The following is an 18,961-nucleotide window of genomic DNA, read 5'->3' on the forward strand; positions in this document are numbered from 1 at the left end:
GGACGGGGACGGGGGCGGGGACGGGTACGGTCGTCCCGGCCCTGGGGGCCGGAACGAACCGGGGGAGTGCTGGCGGGGGAGATCACGGCGGAAGTCGGCACGGTACGGGGTCGGACGCGCCGCGCGACCGGTGGGTGTCTCGCAGCCGTGGCGGTCGTCGGCCTCCTCGGCGGGTGCGCGCTTCTGCACCCGGATGCGAGGACGACACGAGCAACGGCGCCCACGGTGGACGCGGACACCGCGAAGCAGCAGATGGTGGCCGCCGTGGACGACGCCACGGGGCTCCTCGGCGGCGACTGGCAGGCCCGGACCGGCCCGGACTACGCCGAGGACTGCACCCTCCCGAGCGGCGAGCAGGGCGCGCAGTGGCGGTACCTGACGGGGAGCACCCGCACCGGGGACCCCGCCGCCGACGGCGCGCGTGTAGCGGAGTACTGGCGCGGACAGGGCATGGACGTCGTCGTGCGCGGCTCGGCCGACGAACCGGCGGTCTTCGCCAGTGGCGGTGGGGAGATCTCCTCGATCAGCGTGTACACCCCCTCCGGCAACACCACCGTCCAGGCCCTCTCGCTGTGCTTCCCCGGCGACGCCGACCGCATGGCCGAACGGGACGCGGACGATGCGCCGCAGCCGTGAACCTCGCCGCCACGAACACGGCAGCCGTGTGACCCTTTCGTGCACGATCGCCGACCCGCACGGACGGGTGTAGCGCTCCACCACGAAATCGCCCTCGTGTCCCGCGGAGTGGGGACCGCCCGTGCCCTCCCGTTACGGGCGCGTTTCGGCGGGGTCGCGATCCCGTAACTGATCCCGGCACCCGCTCAGGGGCGTTCTGTACCGGCCCGACGGTCGTGTACTGTCGCCACGATCGCCCGGAACGCACGTGGTCCGGGCACCGCTCCCCGGAGGAACCAACCCGTGACATCTCGTACCCGTCAGGTCGTGCTCAGCGGCATCGCGCTCGCCGGCACCATGGCAGTCCTCGCTGGCTGCTCGGCCGCCCCGTCCGAATCCGCGTCCTCGAAGAAGAGCGACTTCCGACCCTGCATGGTCTCCGACGCCGGTGGCTTCGACGACAAGTCGTTCAACCAGCTCGGGTTCGAGGGCATGAAGGACGCTGCGTCCGACCTCGGCGCGACCTACAAGTCGGCCGAGTCGAAGGACGCGACCGTCTACGACTCGAACATCCAGCAGCTCGTCGGCCAGAACTGCAACCTCATCGTCACCGTCGGCTTCAACCTGGCCGACGCGACGAAGAAGCAGGCCGCGGCGAACCCCGACACCGACTTCGCGATCATCGACGACAACTCGATCGACGCGAAGAACGTCAAGCCGATCACGTTCGACACCTCGCAGGCCGCCTTCCTCGCCGGCTACGCGGCGGCGTCGTACTCGAAGTCCGGCGTCGTCGGCACCTTCGGCGGCATGCAGATCCCGACCGTCACCATCTTCATGGACGGCTTCGCGGACGGCGTCAAGTACTTCAACGAGCAGAAGAAGAAGGACGTCAAGGTCGTCGGCTGGGACGTCGACAGCCAGAAGGGCTCCTTCACGGGCGGCTTCGACGCCGGCACGCAGGCGAAGGCCGTGGCGCAGACGCTCCTCGACCAGGACGCCGACGTGATCCTGCCCGTCGGTGGTCCGATCTACCAGTCGGCTGCCGAGGCGATCAAGGACGCGAACAACGGTTCGGTGCTGATCGGTGCCGACAGCGACCTGTACGAGGCCGACCCCCGCTACAAGGACATCGCGTTCACGTCCGTCGAGAAGGGCATGCGCCCCGCCGTCAAGGACGTCGTCGAGCAGGCCGCCGGCGGCAAGTACTCGAACACCCCCTACGTGGGCACGCTGAAGAACGACGGCGTCGGCATCGCCCCGTTCCACGACTACGCGTCGAAGGTCGACTCGGGTCTGCAGGGTGAGCTGGACAAGATCAAGTCGGGCATCATCGACGGCTCGATCACGGTCGAGACCAAGGCGACCGTCAAGTAACACGACCGATGCGGGCGGGGGACCAGTCCTCCGCCCGCATCGACGTGTCCCCGCACAAGCACCGACAGAAACAGACTCAAGCGAACATGAAGCTCGAACTCCGCGGCATCACGAAGCGGTTCGGTCCCCTCGTCGCCAACGACCACATCTCGCTCACCGTCGAGCCGGGTGAGGTGCACTGCCTCCTCGGCGAGAACGGTGCCGGCAAGTCGACCCTGATGAACGTCCTGTACGGCCTGTACCAGGCCGACGAGGGCGAGATCCTCCTGGACGACGTCGTCCAGGACTTCGACGGACCGGGTGACGCCATGCGCGCCGGCATCGGCATGGTGCACCAGCACTTCATGCTCGTGCCGGTCTTCACCGTCGCCGAGAACGTCATGCTCGGTCAGGAGCAGACCTCCTTCGGCGGACGCCTCGACCTCGCCGGTGCGCGCGCCCGCGTCCGGGAGATCAGCGACCGCTTCGGCTTCGACGTCGACCCGGACGCCCGCGTCGAGGACCTGCCGGTCGGCGTGCAGCAGCGCGTCGAGATCATCAAGGCGCTGTCCCGCGACGCGAAGGTGCTCGTGTTCGACGAGCCCACCGCAGTGCTCACGCCGCAGGAGACCGACGAGCTGATGGGCATCATGCGCCAGCTCCGCGCAGCCGGCACCGCCATCGTCTTCATCACGCACAAGCTGCGCGAGGTGCGCGAGGTCGCCGACCGGATCACGGTCATCCGCCTCGGCGCCGTCGTGGGCGAGGCCTCGCCGACCGCGACGAACAACGAGCTCGCAGCACTCATGGTCGGCCGTGCGGTCTCGCTCGTGGTCGACAAGGCACCGGCCTCCGGCGGCGAGGACGCCCTCGTCGTCGACCACGTCACCGTCACCGACCCGTCCGGCGTCGTGCTCGTCGACGACGTCTCCTTCACGGTCCGCCGCGGCGAGGTGCTCGCCATCGCGGGCGTGCAGGGCAACGGGCAGACCGAGCTCACCGAGGCGATCATCGGCCTCGAGCCCGTGCACGCCGGGCGGATCGTGCTCGACGGCAAGGAGCTCACCGGCCGCACCGTCAAGCAGGTGCTCGACGCCGGGGTGGGCTTCGTCCCCGAGGACCGCAAGGAGGACGGGCTTGTCGGCGAGTTCACCATCGCCGAGAACCTCATGCTCGACCGTGCCGACCACGACGAGTTCGTCCGCGCGGGCACCATCCGAGCCGCCGAGCGTGACGCGTTCGCCGACGAGAAGATCGCCGAGTTCGACATCCGGACGCCGTCCCGCGCCACCGCGGCCGGCCGGCTCTCCGGCGGCAACCAGCAGAAGATCGTCCTCGCACGCGAACTGAGCCGCGAGCTGCGCCTGTTCGTCGCCGCCCAGCCGACCCGCGGCATCGACGTCGGCTCGATCGAGTTCGTGCACAAGCGCATCGTCGCCACGCGCGACACCGGCGTCCCCGTCATCGTCGTCTCCACGGAGCTCGACGAGGTCGTGGCCCTCGCCGACCGGATCGCGGTCATGTACCGCGGCGGCATCGTCGGCATCGTCCCCGCGGACACCCCCCGCGACGTCCTCGGCCTCATGATGGCCGGGGAACTCCCCGAAGGAACGAAGCAGGTCGCATGATGGCCGGAGAACTCCACAGCACCAACGCAGCAGGAACGGAGCTGGCAGCGTGAGCAACACGCCAGACCACACGCAGCAGCCGGCGACCCCGGTCGAGACCCCCACCGACGACCGCCTGCAGGACGTCGAGGCCACCCCGCACCTGATGACGGACTCCGCGGACGACACCGAGCGACGCGCCGGTGGCGACCGCTGGCGTGCGGCCGCGCAGCAGATCGTGAACGGCTCCGTGCTCGTCACGGTCCTGGCCGTCGTCCTCGCCCTCGTCGCGTGCGGTGTCCTCATCGCGCTGACCGACGAGAACGTCCGCGCCGCGGCCGGGTACTTCTTCGCCCGACCGACCGACACGCTGCAGGCGATCGGCACCTCGGTCGGCGGTGCGTACGCCTCGCTCTTCCAGGGGTCCGTCATCAACTTCGGTGCGCCGTCGTTCGCCCAGGCGGTCGTCCCGATCACGCGGTCGATCGACTACGCCGTCCCGCTCGTCGCGGCCGGTCTCGGCATCGCGCTGTCCTTCCGCGCGGGCCTGTTCAACATCGGCGGCCAGGGCCAGATCCTGATGGGCGCCGCGGCGGCCGGCTGGGTCGGCTTCTCGTTCGACGGCCCCGCCGCCGTGCACATCCCGCTCACCGTCCTCGCCGGCATCGTCGGCGGTGCGGTCTGGGGTGGCATCGTCGGCGTGCTCAAGGCACGGACGGGCGCGAACGAGGTGGTCGTGACGATCATGCTCAACTACGTCGCGCTCTACCTCGTCAGCTTCATGCTGCGCACCCCGGGCCTGCTGCAGGCCCCGGGCAGCGCGAACCCGATCTCGCCCGCGACGAAGGAGAGCGCGGTCTTCCCGGCGCTGTTCGGCCCGCGCTACGGCGTGAACGTCGGGTTCATCGTGGCGATCATCGCGGTCGTCGTGGTGTGGTGGCTCGTCAACAAGTCCTCGCTCGGCTTCCGCTTCCGCACGATCGGTGAGAACCCCCGTGCCGCACGCGTGGCCGGCATGAGCGTCCCCGCGCTGACGATCTGGGTGCTCGTGATCTCCGGCGCGCTCGTCGGCATCGCGGGTGCGTACCAGGTGCAGGGCGCCGTGACCTCGGGCTTCACGTCCGGCATCGACGCGGGCATCGGGTTCGACGCGATCACGGTCGCGCTGCTCGGACGCTCGAAGCCGTGGGGCGTGTTCTGGGCCGCCATCCTGTTCGGCGTCCTGAAGAACGGCGGCTACGCCATGCAGGCCGCGAACGGCATCCCGATCGACATCGTGGGCGTCATCCAGGCCCTCATCGTCCTCTTCATCGCCGCCCCGCCGCTCGTCCGCGCGATCTTCCGGATCCCGCAGCCGGGTGCGCGTCGCCGCGTCCGCACGAAGACCAGCAAGAAGGCGGTCGCCGCATGAGCACCCTGAGCCCCACCGCCGTCCCGGCCCTGCCCGCGGACCGTCCCGTCGAGACGACCCGGAGCTGGAAGACCCCGATCGCGTACGGCGTCTTCACGCTGCTCGCACTCGTGCTCTTCGGCTTCGCCCGCCGTCCCGGCACCGCCACCTTCCGGCTCTCGACGTCCGGTGACTTCTTCGCGCTGCCGAACGTGCCGCTCCCGGCGGCCGCGACCGGCGTGGTCGTCATCGTCCTGCTCGCGATCGCGACGGTCTACGCCGTCGTCGAGACCCGCGGGTCGCGCCGCGTCCCGCTCTGGGTCACCGCGCTGTTCGCGCTCGTCTTCGTCGTCGGCTTCCTCAGCTGGGCCGTCGCGGGCGACTCGATCACGATCCCCGGCATGCTCGTCGGCGCGCTGAGCCTCAGCGTCCCGCTCGTGTTCGGCGCGCTCGGCGGCGTGATCTCCGAGCGCGTCGGCGTCGTGAACATCGCCATCGAGGGCCAGTTCCTCGCCGGCGCGTTCACCTCGGCGATGATCGCCTCGCTGACCGGCTCCGCGTGGGTCGGGCTCGTCGGCGCCCTCGTCGCGGGTGTGCTCGTGTCGTTCGTCCTCGCGGCGTTCAGCATCAAGTACCTCGTCGACCAGGTCATCGTCGGTGTCGTCATCAACGCCTTCATCTCGGGTCTGACCGGCTTCCTGTACTCGCAGGTGCTCTCGCCGAACCAGCAGACGCTCAACGTCGGCATCCGGTTCCCCCGCATCGAGATCCCGGTCCTGCACCAGATCCCGGTGATCGGACCGATCTTCTTCGAGCAGACCGTCGTCGTCTACCTGGCGTACGTCGCCGTCGCGGTGGTCACCTTCGGTCTGTTCAAGACGCGCTGGGGCCTGCGCCTCCGCGCGGTCGGCGAGCACCCGCAGGCCGCCGACACGGTCGGCATCAACGTCGCGCGCACCCGGTTCTGGAACGTCTCGCTCGCGGGTGCGGTCGCCGGTCTCGGCGGTGCGTACTTCACGCTCGACGCCGCGGGCGGCTTCACGAAGGACATGACCGCGGGCGCGGGCTACATCGCCCTCGCCGCGGTGATCTTCGGCCGGTGGGACCCGATCCGCGCGACGCTCGCGGCGCTGCTGTTCGGCTTCGCCTCGAACCTGCAGAACACGCTCGCCGCGGTCGGCTCGCCCGTCCCGAGCGAGTTCCTGCTCATGCTGCCCTACGTCGTCACGATCTTCGCGGTCGCCGGCCTGGTCGGGCAGTCGCGCGGACCGGCGGCCGCCGGCAAGCCGTACACCAAGAGCTGACGGACTGGAGGCGCGGCACATGACCGACACGCACGCTGCGGGTGGCGACGGGGTCGCCACCGACCCCGAGACGGGCGAGCCGACCTGGACGGACCCGGCCACGAGCCTCCAGGCCGGTCCCGGCACCGACGTCGACGTGACCGTCGACGTCGACTGGGCCGTCCTGCGGGAGGCGGCGACCACCGCCATGGGGCGCGCCTACGCGCCGTACTCGTCGTTCCCGGTGGGGGCCGCGGCCCTCACCGACGACGGGCGCGTCGTGTCCGGCTGCAACATCGAGAACGCGTCGTACGGGGTCACCCTGTGCGCCGAGTGCTCGCTCGTGTCCCAGCTGCACATGACCGGTGGCGGCAAGCTCGTCGCGTTCACCTGCGTGGACGGCGACGGCGCGACCCTGATGCCCTGCGGGCGGTGCCGGCAGCTGCTGTTCGAGCACTCGGCCGAGGGCATGCTCCTCGAGACCGTCTCCGGCATCCGCACCATCGACGAGATCCTGCCGGACGCCTTCGGGCCGCGGACCCTCGCCACCTACCAGGAAGAGCACTGACATGGCCGTCGAGCCGTTCGACACCGTCGACCTGATCCGCACCAAGCGCTCCGGCGACGCCCTCAGCACGCCCGAGATCGACTGGCTGGTCGACGCCTACACGCGCGGCTACGTCGAGGACCCGCAGATGGCGGCCCTCGCGATGGCGATCTTCCTGAACGGGATGGAGCGCCGCGAGATCAAGGACCTGACGCTCGCGATGATCGCGTCGGGGGAGCGGATGTCGTTCGGCTCGCTCGGCAAGACGACCGTCGACAAGCACTCCACCGGTGGCGTCGGGGACAAGATCACCCTGCCGCTCGCACCGCTCGTGGCGTCGTTCGGCGTCGCGGTCCCGCAGCTGTCCGGCCGCGGACTCGGGCACACCGGCGGGACGCTCGACAAGCTCGAGTCGGTGCCCGGCTGGCAGGCGTCGATCTCGAACGACCGCATGATGCAGGTCCTCGCCGAGGTCGGGGCGGTCATCTGCGCCGCGGGCTCCGGACTGGCACCGGCGGACAAGAAGCTCTACGCGCTCCGGGACATCACCGGGACGGTCGAGTGCATCCCGCTCATCGCGTCGAGCATCATGTCGAAGAAGATCGCCGAGGGCACCGGGGCGCTCGTGCTCGACGTGAAGTTCGGTTCCGGCGCGTTCATGCCGACCTACGAGGCCTCCAAGGAGCTCGCGCAGACGATGGTCGACCTCGGGAACGACGCCGGGGTGGCGACCTCGGCGCTCCTCACCGACATGGGCGTGCCGCTCGGCCTGACCATCGGCAACGCCCTCGAGGTGCGCGAGTCGGTGGAGGTGCTCGCGGGCGGTGGCCCGGCCGACGTGGTCGAGCTGACCGTCGAGCTGGCGTCGGAGATGCTGCGGCTCGCCGGTCTGCCGGACGCCGACCCGGCGGCCGCGCTGGCCGACGGCCGGGCGATGGACACCTGGCGGCGGATGATCGCGGCGCAGGGCGGCGACCCCGCGGCGGACCTGCCGGTCGCCCGCGAGCAGCACGTCGTCACCGCGCCCGAGTCCGGTGTGCTCGTCCAGCAGGACGCGCTGCCGTTCGGCATCGCCGCCTGGCGTCTCGGCGCCGGTCGGGCCCGGGCGCAGGACCCCGTGCAGGCGGGCGCGGGCATCGAGCTGCACGTGAAGCCCGGCGACACCGTCACGGCGGGGCAGCCGCTGTGGACGCTGCACACCGACGAGCCGGAGCGGTTCGAGCGGGCGCTCGGGTCGCTCGAGGGCGCGTGGGCGATCGGGGCCGCGGCGGAGCCGCGCGGGCCGATCGTGCGGGAGCGCATCACCTCCTGAGTGGGCGGGGCGGCCGACCGCGCGCGGTCGGGGCGTCCGGGCGCGCGGCGTGTGCGGTCGGTACGGCCGGGCCCCGTCGGCGGTGGGTGTGCGTGGCCCGCGCGCGGTCGGTGCGCACCGGTAGCCTGGGACGCATGAGCGCCGACGCCCCCACCTACCGCCTCCCCGACGCCGGAGCGGTCATCGACGACCTGCCCAAGGTGTCGCTGCACGACCACCTCGACGGCGGGCTCCGTCCCGCGACGATCGTCGAGCTGGCGGACGAGGCCGGCGTCACGCTCCCGACGACCGACCCCGAGGCGCTCGGGCAGTGGTTCGCCGACCAGTCCGACTCCGGCTCGCTCGTCGAGTACCTGAAGACCTTCGACGTCACCACCTCGGTGATGCAGACCGCCGAGCAGCTGCACCGCGTCGGCAAGGAGTTCGTCGAGGACCTCGTCGCCGACGGCGTCGTGTACGGCGAGGTCCGCTGGGCACCCGAGCAGCACCTCCGTGGCGGGCTGACCCTCGACGAGACGGTCGAGGCGGTCCAGGCCGGCATCGCCGAGGCCGTCCAGGCCGCCGACGGCGCCATCCGCGTCGGGCAGCTCGTCACCGCCATGCGCCACGCCGACCGCTCGCTCGAGATCGCCGAGCTCGCCGTGCGCCACCGCGACCGCGGCGTCGTCGGGTTCGACATCGCCGGCGCCGAGGCCGGGTTCCCCGCCTCCGGACACCGCGCGGCGTTCGAGTACCTCGCGTCCGAGCTGTTCCCCGTCACCGTGCACGCGGGCGAGGCCGACGGGCTCGCCTCGATCCGCTCAGCCCTGGTCGACGGACGCGCGCTCCGCCTCGGTCACGGCGTGCGGATCTTCGAGGACGTCACGCTGTCCGACGCGGGTGACGGGTCGACCCTCGCGTCCCTCGGCGAGGTCGCGTCGTGGGTCCGCGACCGCGAGATCCCGCTCGAGGTGTCGCCGTCGTCGAACCTCCAGACCGGTGCCGTCGCGGCCTGGGGCGACGACCTCGCCGACCACCCGTTCGACGTGCTCTACCAGCTCGGCTTCCGGGTCACGGTGAACACCGACAACCGCCTCATGAGCCGCACCTCGCTGTCCCGCGAGCTCGCGCTGCTGGCCGGCACGTTCGGCTACGACCTCGACGACCTCGCGGCGTTCCAGATCAACGCCGCGCTCGGGTCGTTCCTGCCGCTCGAGGACCGCGAGGAGATCATCGCGACCATCACGGCCGGGTACCAGGAGGCCTGAGGCACATGCCGCTGCCACCACTGCCGGACACCGCCGTCGTGCTCGGCGCCGTCGTGTCGACCTGGCGCGAGGCACTGGAGCGCACGGGGGAGGCCCTCGTCACCTCGGGTGCGGCCACCGAGGCGTACACCCAGGCGATGATCGACCTCGTCGACGAGCACGGTCCGTACATCGTGATCTCACCCGGACTGGCGTTCGCGCACGCCCGACCGGGCCCGACGGTGCGCCGGGACGGCCTCGCGGTGGTGACGCTGCGCGAGCCGGTGGTGTTCGGGCACCCGCACAACGACCCGGTGTCCGTCGTCCTCGGGCTCGCGGTGGCCGAGGTCGGCGCGCACCTCGAGTCGATCGGCGAGATCGCCAACACGTTCAACGACCCCACGGTGACCGGGCGGCTGGCAGCGGCCTCGACACCCGACGAGGTCCGGGCGATCCTGGGGGTACCGGCGTGAAGATCGTCACCATCTGCGGCGCGGGCATCGGCTCGAGCGGCATCCTCAAGGTGAACGCCGAGAAGGCGCTCGAGTCGCTCGGCCTCTCCGCCGCCGTGGTCGCGGCGGACGTCGCCTCCGTCCGGGCCGCGGCCGACGACGCGAACGTCATCCTGACGAGCGCCGAGTTCGTCGAGGCCATCGGGGACACCTACGCCGAGGTCATCGTGATCCGGAACCACTTCGACCAGGGGGAGATCACGGCGGCCGTCGACCGGGCGCTCGGGGAGCACTGAGCGGTCTCCTGCCCGCCCTCTAGAGTTGGGGCATGAGCACGGAGAACCCGCTGAACGACCCCACCACCGACCCGTTCGAGGTCGCCCGCGACGCCGCCGCCGTCATCGCTGACCGGTCCGGCATCGAGCGGCACGACATCGCCCTGACGCTCGGCTCCGGCTGGGGCAAGGCGGCCGACCTCATCGGCGAGACCGTGTCGACCATCGACGCTGCCGACGTCCCCGGCTTCAGCGCGTCGGCGGTCCCCGGGCACTCCGGCACCGTCCGCTCGATCCGCCTCGCCGACGGGCGGCACGCGCTCGTGATCGGGGCGCGCACGCACTACTACGAGAACCACGGGGTGCGCCGCGTGGTGCACAGCGTCCGCACCGCGGCGGCCACGGGTGCCTCGGTGATGGTGCTCACCAACGGTGCCGGCGGCATCAAGGAGCACTGGAAGCCGGGCACCCCGGTGCTCATCAGCGACCACATCAACCTGACCGCGGACAGCCCGCTCGAGGGCGCCACGTTCATCGACCTGACCGACCTGTACTCGGCGCGGCTCCGCGCGGTCGCGAAGTCGGTCGACCCGTCGCTCGACGAGGGCGTGTACACGCAGTTCCGCGGCCCGCACTACGAGACCCCGGCCGAGGTGCAGATGGCCAAGGCGATCGGCGGGCACATCGTCGGCATGTCCACCGCGCTCGAGGCCATCGCCGCGCGCCAGGCGGGCATGGAGGTCCTCGGCTTCTCGCTCATCACGAACCTGGCCGCCGGCATCCAGAAGACGCCGCTGTCCCACACCGAGGTGCTCGAGGCCGGCAAGGAGGCCGAGCCGGTCATCGCCGACCTGCTCGCCCGGGTGGTGACCGCCCTGTGAGCCGGCACGACGGAGCATCGGACGGGTCCATCGCCGACGGCGACCTGACCGGCACCGAGGCCGGTACGGACGGGGCAGGGACCGGCTCCTCCGACGTCCTCGCGGTCGCGCGGGCCTGGGCCGACCAGGACCCCGACGACGAGACCCGTGGCGAGCTGCTCGCGGTGCTCGACCGCGCCACCTCGGGTGACGCCGACGCCGAGGCCGAGCTGCGTGCCCGGTTCGCCGGACGCCTGGCGTTCGGGACCGCCGGGCTGCGCGCCGAGCTCGGGTTCGGTCCACTCCGCATGAACCGCGTGGTCGTCTCGCAGGCCGCCGCTGGCCTCGCGCGCTTCCTCGTCGACACCGGCCGGGACCGCAGCGTGGTCATCGGCTACGACGGCCGTGTGAACTCCGACGTGTTCGCCCGGGACTCCGCCGAGGTCATGCGCGGCCTCGGGCTCGCGGTCACCCTGCTGCCGTCGGCGCTCCCGACCCCGGTGCTGGCGTTCGCGGTCCGGCACCTCGGCGTCGGGGCGGGTGTCATGGTCACGGCGAGCCACAACCCGCCGCGGGACAACGGCTACAAGGTGTACCTCGGCGGGGACGACGACGGCTCGCAGATCGTGCCGCCGGTGGACGGCGAGATCGCGGACGCGATCGCCGCCGTGGCGGCGACGCCGCTCGGCGACCTGCGACGCGCGACGGACTACGTGACGGCGGGCCCGGACCTGGCCGCGGCGTACGTGGCCGCGACGGCCGCGATCGTACCGGCCCCGCGCCTCCCGGTCGATGCCCAGCCGAAGGTCGTGTACACGGCCATGCACGGGGTCGGGTGGGAGACCGCGCGCGCGGTCTTCGCCGCCGCCGGCTTCGCGGAGCCGGCGACCGTGCCGGAGCAGATCGAACCGGACGGTGCGTTCCCGACGGTCGCGTTCCCGAACCCGGAGGAGCCGGGGGCGATGGACCTGGCCGAGGCGCGGGGCGCCGCGGTCGGTGCGGACCTCGTCATCGCGAACGACCCCGACGCCGACCGCCTGGCGCTCGCGATCCCGACCGGCGACGGGTTCCGGCGTCTCTCCGGGAACGAGGTCGGGTGGCTGCTCGGCTGGCGTGCTGCCCAGCGCGCCGCCGAGGCCGGGACGGGCGGGACGCTCGCGGCGTCGATCGTGTCCTCGCCGGCACTCGCCCGCGTCGCGGCGGCGCACGGTCTGGAGTACCGCGACACCCTCACCGGCTTCAAGTGGGTGTCGCGCGTGCCCGGACTGGTGTTCGGGTACGAGGAGGCGCTCGGCTACCTCGTCGACCCGCATGTGGTGCGCGACAAGGACGGCATCTCGGCGGCGCTCGAACTCCTGTCGCTCGCCACGTCGCTCGCCGAGCAGGGCCGGACGATCGCCGACCAGCTCGATGCCTTCGCCGCCGAGTTCGGTGCCTTCGCCTCCGGGCAGGTCGCGACGCGGGTCGACGACCTCTCCCGCATCGGCGAGGTCATGGCGGCCCTGCGTTCGAGCGCGCCGACGTCGCTCGGGGGCCGCGCCGTGCAGCGGGTCACGGACTACGACGCGGGGGTCGAGGGCTTCCCGCCGTCCGACATCCTGCGGTACGACCTCGACGGGGGCGCACGCGTCATCGTGCGTCCGAGCGGGACGGAGCCGAAGGTCAAGGTGTACATCGACACCGTCGCGGAGTCCTCGGCCGAGGCGCAGGCCCTCGTCGACGCCATCGCCGCGGACGTGCGCCCGCTGGTGTCGTAGGGTCGCGGCGGCGCCGCGCCCGGGCGCAGCTGCCGCGCCGCTGCCGCGCCGCTGCCTGCGTCGGCGCGGCGTGTCCGTGCGTCGGTCGCGGCGCCTTCGGACGCTCGCGCCATCCGCACAACGGAAAGCACGTCGCACCACGCGATCGCGTGGTGCGACGTGCTTTCCGTTGTGCGCGAGCACGTCGCACCACGGTGCGGAGGCGCGCGGCGGCGCCGGCGCGCGCCGCTGACGCGCGCCGCGCGCCCGCGTCGCACGTTCCTCCACAGAGCGGGAGGACTGAGCAGCTCTCCACAGCTCGGCCGCCGCGCGGTCGAGAACGTCGGACGTCGGTCACCGTTGCGGTCATGGCCAGGTTGGAGATCGTCGTCGGCGGTGGTGCGGACCCGAGTGGGAGGCGCGGCCGTGACCTCCGCGACCGCGCGCTCCGGGGTGAGCTCGTCCGGCTCGCACCGGGCCGGTTCGTCGACGCCGACGAGTGGCGACGAGCGAACCCCGGCGAACGGCACATCGCCCGCATCAAGGCCGTCCACGATCTGCTCGCCCCGCGGCTCGTCGTGTCGCACGCATCAGCGGCAGCACTCCACGGCCTGCCGTGGCCGGGGGAGTTCCCGGTCGCGGTCGAGGTGCTCGACCCCCTGCGCACCACCGGGCAGACGCTCCGCACGGTCCACAAGCGTGCCGGAGCCGGACGGCGGTTCCGCACGGACTCGATGATCGCGAACGGGCGCTCGCTCACCGACCGGGCGAGCACGGTCGCCGACCTCGCCGTCGCCTACCCGATCCGGACGAGTGTGCCGGCGCTCGACGTCGCCCTGGCCGCCGGGACCGACCGGGCGGACGTCCTCGCCGCGCTCGACGCCGCCGGGTCGGTGCAGTTCCGTGCCCGCGCGGAGCGTGCGATCGCGCTGGCGGACGGGCGGTCGGGGTCGCCGGGGGAGTCGGTGGCGCGGGTCGCGCTCGACGAGGTCGGTGCGCCGGAGCCGGAACTGCAGCACCGGTTCGACGACGTCGACGGGCTCATCGGCGTCGTCGACTTCTGGTTCCCGGAGCAGGGCGTCGTCCTGGAGTTCGACGGGCGCGTGAAGTACACCGACCCGTCGTTGCGCCGAGCCGGGCAGACCGCGGCCGACGTGGTGGTCGCCGAGAAGCACCGGGAGGACCGGATCCGTCGGCGTCCCGAGGTGCACGGCTTCGGTCGCATCGGCTTCGCGGAGACCGACGACACCGAGCGCCTCCGCGACGTCCTGCGCGTGCTCGGGGTGCCCACGACCCGGCGACGCTTCACGACCGTGCGGTGACACGACATGGTGCGACGTGCCCCCGAACAAGCAGGAGCACGTCGCGCCACGGGAAGCCGTGGTGCGACGTGCTCCGGGTTGTGCGAGGGCCACCAGCGCCGCGCGAGCCAGCGCCGCGCGACGCGCGCGACGCGCGCGAGCGCGCGGCAGCGCCGCGCTACGCCAGCTCGAGCAGCACGTGCCCGGACGACACCGTCTGGCCGACGGGGGCGTTCAGCCCGGTCACGACGCCGTCGCGCGTGGCCTGCACGGGCTGTTCCATCTTCATGGCCTCGAGGACGACGAGCAGGTCGCCCTTCACCACGGTGTCACCCTCGGCGACCGCGACCTTGACCACGGTGGCCTGCATCGGCGAGGTCACCGAACCGGACGAGGCGAGCCCGCCCTTCACGGCCGACGACCGGCGCTTCGGGGGAGCCGAGGGCCCCGCCGGACGACGACCGGCCACGGACCCGCCGCCGACGATCGACGGCATCGTGACCTCGATGCGCTTGCCCTGCACCTCGACGACCACGCTCTCGCGGGCGGCCGGTTCGGGCAGCTCCTCGGTCGCGCCGCTCCACGCGGGGATGTCGTTCTGGAAGTCGGTCTCGATCCACTGCGTGTAGATGCTGAACGGCTCGTCGTCCGACGTGGCGAACGCCGGGTCGGAGACGACCGCGCGGTGGAAGGGGAGCACGGTCGGCAGCCCGGTGACCTCGAACTCGGCGAGGGCGCGACGGGAGCGCTCGAGCGCCTCCTCGCGCGTCGCACCGGTGACGATGAGCTTCGCGAGCATCGAGTCGAACGAGCCGGAGACGACGTCGCCGGACACGACACCCGAGTCGACGCGCACGCCGGGGCCGGACGGGGCGTGGAAGGTGTGCACGGGGCCGGGAGCGGGGAAGAAGTTGCGCCCCGCGTCCTCGCCGTTGATGCGGAACTCGAACGAGTGGCCGCGCGGCTCGGGGTCGGCGTAGTCGAGCGTGCCGCCCTCGGCGATGCGGAACTGCTCGCGCACGAGGTCGATGCCGGTGACCTCTTCCGAGACGCAGTGCTCGACCTGCAGGCGGGTGTTCACCTCGAGGAAGGACACGGTGCCGTCGGCGCCGATGAGGAACTCGCACGTGCCGGCCCCGACGTAGCCGACCTCGCGGAGGATCGCCTTCGACGACTCGTACAGCCGCTCGGTCTGTGCGTCCGTCAGGTAGGGGGCCGGGGCCTCCTCGACGAGCTTCTGGTGCCGGCGCTGCAGCGAGCAGTCGCGCGTCGACACGACGAGGACGTTGCCGTGCTCGTCGGCGAGGCACTGGGTCTCGACGTGACGCGGCTTGTCGAGGTACTTCTCGACGAAGCACTCGCCCCGGCCGAACGCGGCGATCGCCTCGCGCGTCGCCGAGTCGAAGAGCTCCGGGATCGACTCGCGCGTGCGGGCGACCTTCAGTCCGCGACCGCCGCCACCGAAGGCTGCCTTGATCGCGACGGGGAGGCCGACCTCGTCGGCGAACGCGACGACCTCGGACACGTCCTGCACGGGCTCGATCGTGCCCGGGGCGAGGGGTGCGCCGACCTTCTCGGCCACGTGCCGCGCGGAGACCTTGTCGCCGAGGCGCTCGATCGACTCCGGCGACGGGCCGATCCAGACGAGCCCGGCGTCGATGACGGCGCGGGCGAAGTCGGCGTTCTCGGCGAGGAACCCGTAGCCCGGGTGCACGGCGTCGGCGCCGGAGCGACGGGCCACCGAGATGATCTTGTCGATGACGAGGTAGGTGTCAGCGCTCGTGGTGCCGTTCAGCGCGTAGGCCTCGTCGGCGAGGCGGGCGTGGAGGGCGTCACGGTCCTGGTCGGCGTAGACCGCGACCGACGCCTTGCCCGCGTCGCGGGCCGCGCGGATGATGCGGACGGCGATCTCGCCGCGGTTCGCGATGAGGACCTTGCTGATACGGGGCATGGTTCGTCAGCCTATTCGCGCCGACGAAGCGAGAATTGACCGGCATCCACAAAGAACGACGCCGAACAAGTGCGGATGTCTACGAAGGACCGACGGCTACGCCGACCACAGCTCGTGCCAGGCGACGCCGAAGCCCCGGAGCAGCATCGCGCGCAGGACCGGCAGCGAGAGCCCGACCACGGCGGACGGGGCACCGTCGATCCGCGAGATGTAGGCGGCCGCCCGCCCGTCGATCGTGAAGGCACCCGCGACCTCGAGGGGTTCGCCCGTCGCGACGTACGCGTCGACCTCGTCGAGCGACACGTCGTCGGCGAAGGTCAGCACCGCGCTGTCCACCGCCACCACGTGGTCGCCGGCGGCCACCAGCGTCGACCCGCCGGGCGCGACGTCGCCCAGGTGGCCGGCCGTGCCGAGCGGCCCGCCGCCCGACGCGTCCACCTGTCGGACGGGAGGCACGGTGCCGGCCCGCCCCGCGCCTCCCGTCCGTCCGCTGGCCGGGTCGGCGACCCGGTCCGCCCGACGGTCCACGACGCAGTGCCCGCTCCACAGGGTGCCGCCGCCGGCGGCGAGCATCTGCCGCCAGCGCTCACGGGCGACCGCGGGCTCGTGGGGCTTGCCGTACAGGACCCCGTCCACCTCGAACGCGGAGTCGCCACCGAACACGAACCCGTCCACGGGCGCGCCGGCCACCGTGCCGTCGGCGACCGCACCGGCCTTGGCGACCGCGAGCATCGCGACGAGCTCCGGGCCGGTCAGCGGTCGGCCGAGCGCGTCCTCGGCGGCGGCGACCGCGGCGTCCTCGTCGACGCCCGGGGCGACGAGCACCGGCTCGATCCCGGTCTGGGCCAGGAGCGCACGACGGGCGGGGGAGGTACTCGCGAGGTACAGACGCATGGGAACATCGAACCATGGGTGAATCCGTCGGAACGCTGCTCGAACTCGACGTCACCGGGATCGCCCACGGCGGCATCTCGGTGGCACGGCACGAGGGGCGCGTGGTGTTCGTCTCCGACGCCGTCCCGGGTGAGCGGGTCGTCGCCCGCGTCACCGAGGACCGCAAGAAGTCCTTCTGGCGCGCCGACACCGTCTCGGTCGTGACCCCGAGCGAGCACCGCGTCGAGCACGTGTGGGCCGAGGCCGCCCTCGACCGCGACCCCGCCGAGCGCGCCGGGGGTGCCGAGTTCGGGCACATCGCGCTGCCGCACCAGCGCACCCTCAAGCACGACGTCCTCGTGGACGCCTTCGCCCGGTTCGCCCGTACCGACCTGACCGAGGTGCTCGGCCACGACGTGGTGGTCGAGGCCGCGCCCGGCGACGACGCGGCGGGTGGGCTCGGGTGGCGGACCCGCGTGCGCCTGCACGTCGCCGAGGACGGCACCGCCGGCCCCTTCGCCGCACGCTCCCACTCCGTCGTCCCCGTCACGTCGCTGCCGCTCGCCGCGCAGGTCGTGCAGGACGCCGCGCCGCTCGCCCGCGGCGCGATGCCCGGCGCGGAAGTCGTCGACGTCATCGCCCCGAGCGGTGCCGAGGGCGCCCGCCTGGTGATCGACGACCAGGCCCCGTCGGTGGTGCGCGAGCGCGTCGGCGAGCGGTCGTTCGCGGTCGACGACACCGGGTTCTGGCAGGTGCACCGGCAGGCTCCGGCCGTGCTGACCGCGGCCGTGCAGGACCTCGTCGACCGCGACCGCCTCGACCCCGAGGGGCAGCACCTCGACCTGTACGGTGGGGTCGGCCTGCTCGCCGCCGCCCTCGGCGACCTCGTCGGACCGAAGGCGCGCATCACGAGCGTCGAGAGCGCACCGCGCGCCACCGAGCACGCGCAGGAGAACCTGGCCGAGTGGATCGGCGCCCGCGCCGAGACCGGGCGCGTCGAGCGGTGGCTCACCCGGACCGCCGCTGCCGCGTCGCGGCCGGAGCAGGAGCGGTTCCGCGCCGGCACGGTCGTGCTCGACCCGCCGCGCTCGGGTGCCGGACGCGAGACGGTCGTCCAGATCGCGGCGCTCCATCCGGCGCAGGTCGTCTACGTCGCCTGCGACCCGGTGGCGCTCGCGCGCGACGTCGCGACCTTCGCGGACCTCGGGTACCGCCTGGAGGCGCTGCGTGCGTTCGACCTCTTCCCGCACACCCACCACCTGGAGGCCGTGGCGCGCCTGGTGCCGGTCGCCTGACGGCGGGTGGGCGGTCGCGTCCGCAGCGCCGGAGCGGGCTCACGGGCGGCAGTTGCGTCACGGGGTGGTGCGGAAACGCCGACGACACCCGTCGCCGGTATCCTCTCCCTGTGATCGCTCCCGGTATCAGGGATCGGGAGCGCATCGGAACGAGAGGCCACCGTGGCAACAGGAACGAACACCAGCACCGGAGCGACGAGCGTGGCGACAGGGCCCGTGCGCGTCGCGATCGTCGACGACCACGAGTCCGTGCGGCTCGGCATCCAGGCAGCGTGCCAGAACGAGGGCTTCGAGGTGGTGCTCACCGCCGCGAGCGTCCCGGAGTACATCCAGCAGTTGGGGGACCGCGAGGTCGACGTCGTCGTGCTCGACCTCTCCCTCGGTGACGGCTCGACCGTGACGGCGAACGTGAAGGGTGTGCAGGGCACCGGATCGGCCGTCCTGGTGCACTCCATCGCCGACCGGGTCGCGAGCGTGCGGGAGGCACTGGCCGCAGGGGCGGCCGGCGTGATCCCGAAGTCGTCGGCGACGAAGACGGTCATGGCGGCGGTCGCGACCGTCGCCCGCGGCGACGTGCTCAACAACCTCGAGTGGGCGAGCGCCATCGACGCCGACCGGGACTTCGCGAAGGCCCAGCTCGGCCGGCGGGAGCGCGAGATCCTGCACCTGTACGCCTCGGGGCTGCCGCTCAAGCTCGCGGCCCAGCAGCTCGGGATCGGGTACTCCACCGCCCGCGAGTACCTCGACCGCATCCGCGTGAAGTACGTCGAGGTCGGGCGTCCCGCGCCGACCAAGGTCGACCTGCTCCGCCGGGCCGTCGAGGACGGCATCCTGCCCGGGCTCGACTCGGGCATCGACCCCGACACCGACGGTCGCTGACCC

17 protein-coding genes are annotated in these 18,961 nt (G+C 72.4%); 15 read left to right on the forward strand and 2 right to left on the reverse strand.

Translation table 11 applies throughout. The features are described from left to right. Positions 1-225 precede the first annotated feature (225 nt). The 13 genes from BEP24_RS04135 to BEP24_RS04195 all read left to right on the forward strand — a co-directional run bounded on the left by BEP24_RS04135 (position 226) and on the right by BEP24_RS04195 (position 13,981). The gene (locus BEP24_RS04135) at positions 226-636 is read left to right on the forward strand and encodes a hypothetical protein (RefSeq protein WP_065960598.1); all 411 of its coding nucleotides are present in this window, start codon (positions 226-228) and stop codon (positions 634-636) included. Between the two features lie 282 nt (positions 637-918). Continuing rightward, a complete protein-coding gene (locus BEP24_RS04140; protein ID WP_065960599.1) occupies positions 919-1,992 on the forward strand; it encodes a BMP family ABC transporter substrate-binding protein in 1,074 nt (357 codons plus the stop codon). 86 nt (positions 1,993-2,078) lie between these two features. Beyond that, the gene (locus BEP24_RS04145; RefSeq protein ID WP_065960602.1) at positions 2,079-3,599 is read left to right on the forward strand and encodes an ABC transporter ATP-binding protein; all 1,521 of its coding nucleotides are present in this window, start codon (positions 2,079-2,081) and stop codon (positions 3,597-3,599) included. Between the two features lie 145 nt (positions 3,600-3,744). After that, on the forward strand, positions 3,745-4,989 hold the full coding sequence (locus BEP24_RS04150) for an ABC transporter permease (RefSeq protein ID WP_083230075.1): 1,245 nt from the start codon (positions 3,745-3,747) through the stop codon (positions 4,987-4,989). Continuing rightward, positions 4,986-6,272, forward strand: coding sequence for an ABC transporter permease (locus tag BEP24_RS04155; protein ID WP_065960604.1), 1,287 nt, complete (start codon positions 4,986-4,988; stop codon positions 6,270-6,272). Before BEP24_RS04150 ends, BEP24_RS04155 begins: the two co-directional genes overlap by 4 nt. 19 nt (positions 6,273-6,291) lie before the next feature. Further along, complete coding sequence (locus tag BEP24_RS04160) at positions 6,292-6,819, forward strand: cytidine deaminase (protein ID WP_083230066.1); 528 nt, start codon at positions 6,292-6,294, stop codon at positions 6,817-6,819. A 1-nt stretch (position 6,820) separates the two neighbouring features. After that, positions 6,821-8,110, forward strand: coding sequence for a thymidine phosphorylase (locus tag BEP24_RS04165; RefSeq protein WP_065960606.1), 1,290 nt, complete (start codon positions 6,821-6,823; stop codon positions 8,108-8,110). Between the two features lie 134 nt (positions 8,111-8,244). Beyond that, on the forward strand, positions 8,245-9,357 hold the full coding sequence (locus tag BEP24_RS04170; protein ID WP_065960607.1) for an adenosine deaminase: 1,113 nt from the start codon (positions 8,245-8,247) through the stop codon (positions 9,355-9,357). 5 nt (positions 9,358-9,362) lie between these two features. Next, positions 9,363-9,809: a PTS sugar transporter subunit IIA gene (locus BEP24_RS04175; protein WP_065960608.1), complete on the forward strand. Its 447-nt coding sequence runs from the start codon at positions 9,363-9,365 to the stop codon at positions 9,807-9,809. Then, complete coding sequence (locus tag BEP24_RS04180) at positions 9,806-10,084, forward strand: PTS sugar transporter subunit IIB (protein ID WP_065960609.1); 279 nt, start codon at positions 9,806-9,808, stop codon at positions 10,082-10,084. The genes BEP24_RS04175 and BEP24_RS04180 overlap by 4 nt, the downstream gene beginning before the upstream one ends. Positions 10,085-10,116: 32 nt before the next feature. Continuing rightward, on the forward strand, positions 10,117-10,944 hold the full coding sequence (locus BEP24_RS04185; RefSeq protein ID WP_065960611.1) for a purine-nucleoside phosphorylase: 828 nt from the start codon (positions 10,117-10,119) through the stop codon (positions 10,942-10,944). 44 nt (positions 10,945-10,988) lie between these two features. Continuing rightward, positions 10,989-12,680 (forward strand): phospho-sugar mutase, encoded by a 1,692-nt coding sequence (locus BEP24_RS04190; RefSeq protein ID WP_065960699.1) that lies wholly within the window; start codon positions 10,989-10,991, stop codon positions 12,678-12,680. A gap of 347 nt (positions 12,681-13,027) precedes the next feature. After that, positions 13,028-13,981: a hypothetical protein gene (locus BEP24_RS04195; RefSeq protein WP_139197504.1), complete on the forward strand. Its 954-nt coding sequence runs from the start codon at positions 13,028-13,030 to the stop codon at positions 13,979-13,981. A 157-nt stretch (positions 13,982-14,138) separates the two neighbouring features. Here BEP24_RS04195 and BEP24_RS04200 read toward each other — a convergent pair whose 3' ends face one another. Together BEP24_RS04200 and BEP24_RS04205 are read right to left on the reverse strand one after the other, a co-directional pair. Next, the gene (locus BEP24_RS04200) at positions 14,139-15,911 is read right to left on the reverse strand and encodes a biotin carboxylase N-terminal domain-containing protein (protein WP_065960616.1); all 1,773 of its coding nucleotides are present in this window, start codon (positions 15,909-15,911) and stop codon (positions 14,139-14,141) included. A gap of 96 nt (positions 15,912-16,007) precedes the next feature. Then, complete coding sequence (locus tag BEP24_RS04205) at positions 16,008-16,805, reverse strand: Maf family protein (RefSeq protein ID WP_065960617.1); 798 nt, start codon at positions 16,803-16,805, stop codon at positions 16,008-16,010. 14 nt (positions 16,806-16,819) lie between these two features. Between BEP24_RS04205 and BEP24_RS04210 the strand changes: the two genes are divergently transcribed. Further along, positions 16,820-18,079 carry a TRAM domain-containing protein gene (locus BEP24_RS04210; RefSeq protein ID WP_065960619.1) on the forward strand — a complete coding sequence of 420 codons (1,260 nt, stop codon included), beginning with the start codon at positions 16,820-16,822 and terminating at the stop codon, positions 18,077-18,079. 162 nt (positions 18,080-18,241) lie between these two features. Then, positions 18,242-18,958 carry a response regulator transcription factor gene (locus BEP24_RS04215; protein ID WP_065960621.1) on the forward strand — a complete coding sequence of 239 codons (717 nt, stop codon included), beginning with the start codon at positions 18,242-18,244 and terminating at the stop codon, positions 18,956-18,958. Positions 18,959-18,961 lie beyond the last annotated feature (3 nt).

The sequence above is a fragment of the Curtobacterium sp. UCD-KPL2560 genome (assembly GCF_001705035.1).
Taxonomy (GTDB): domain Bacteria; phylum Actinomycetota; class Actinomycetes; order Actinomycetales; family Microbacteriaceae; genus Curtobacterium.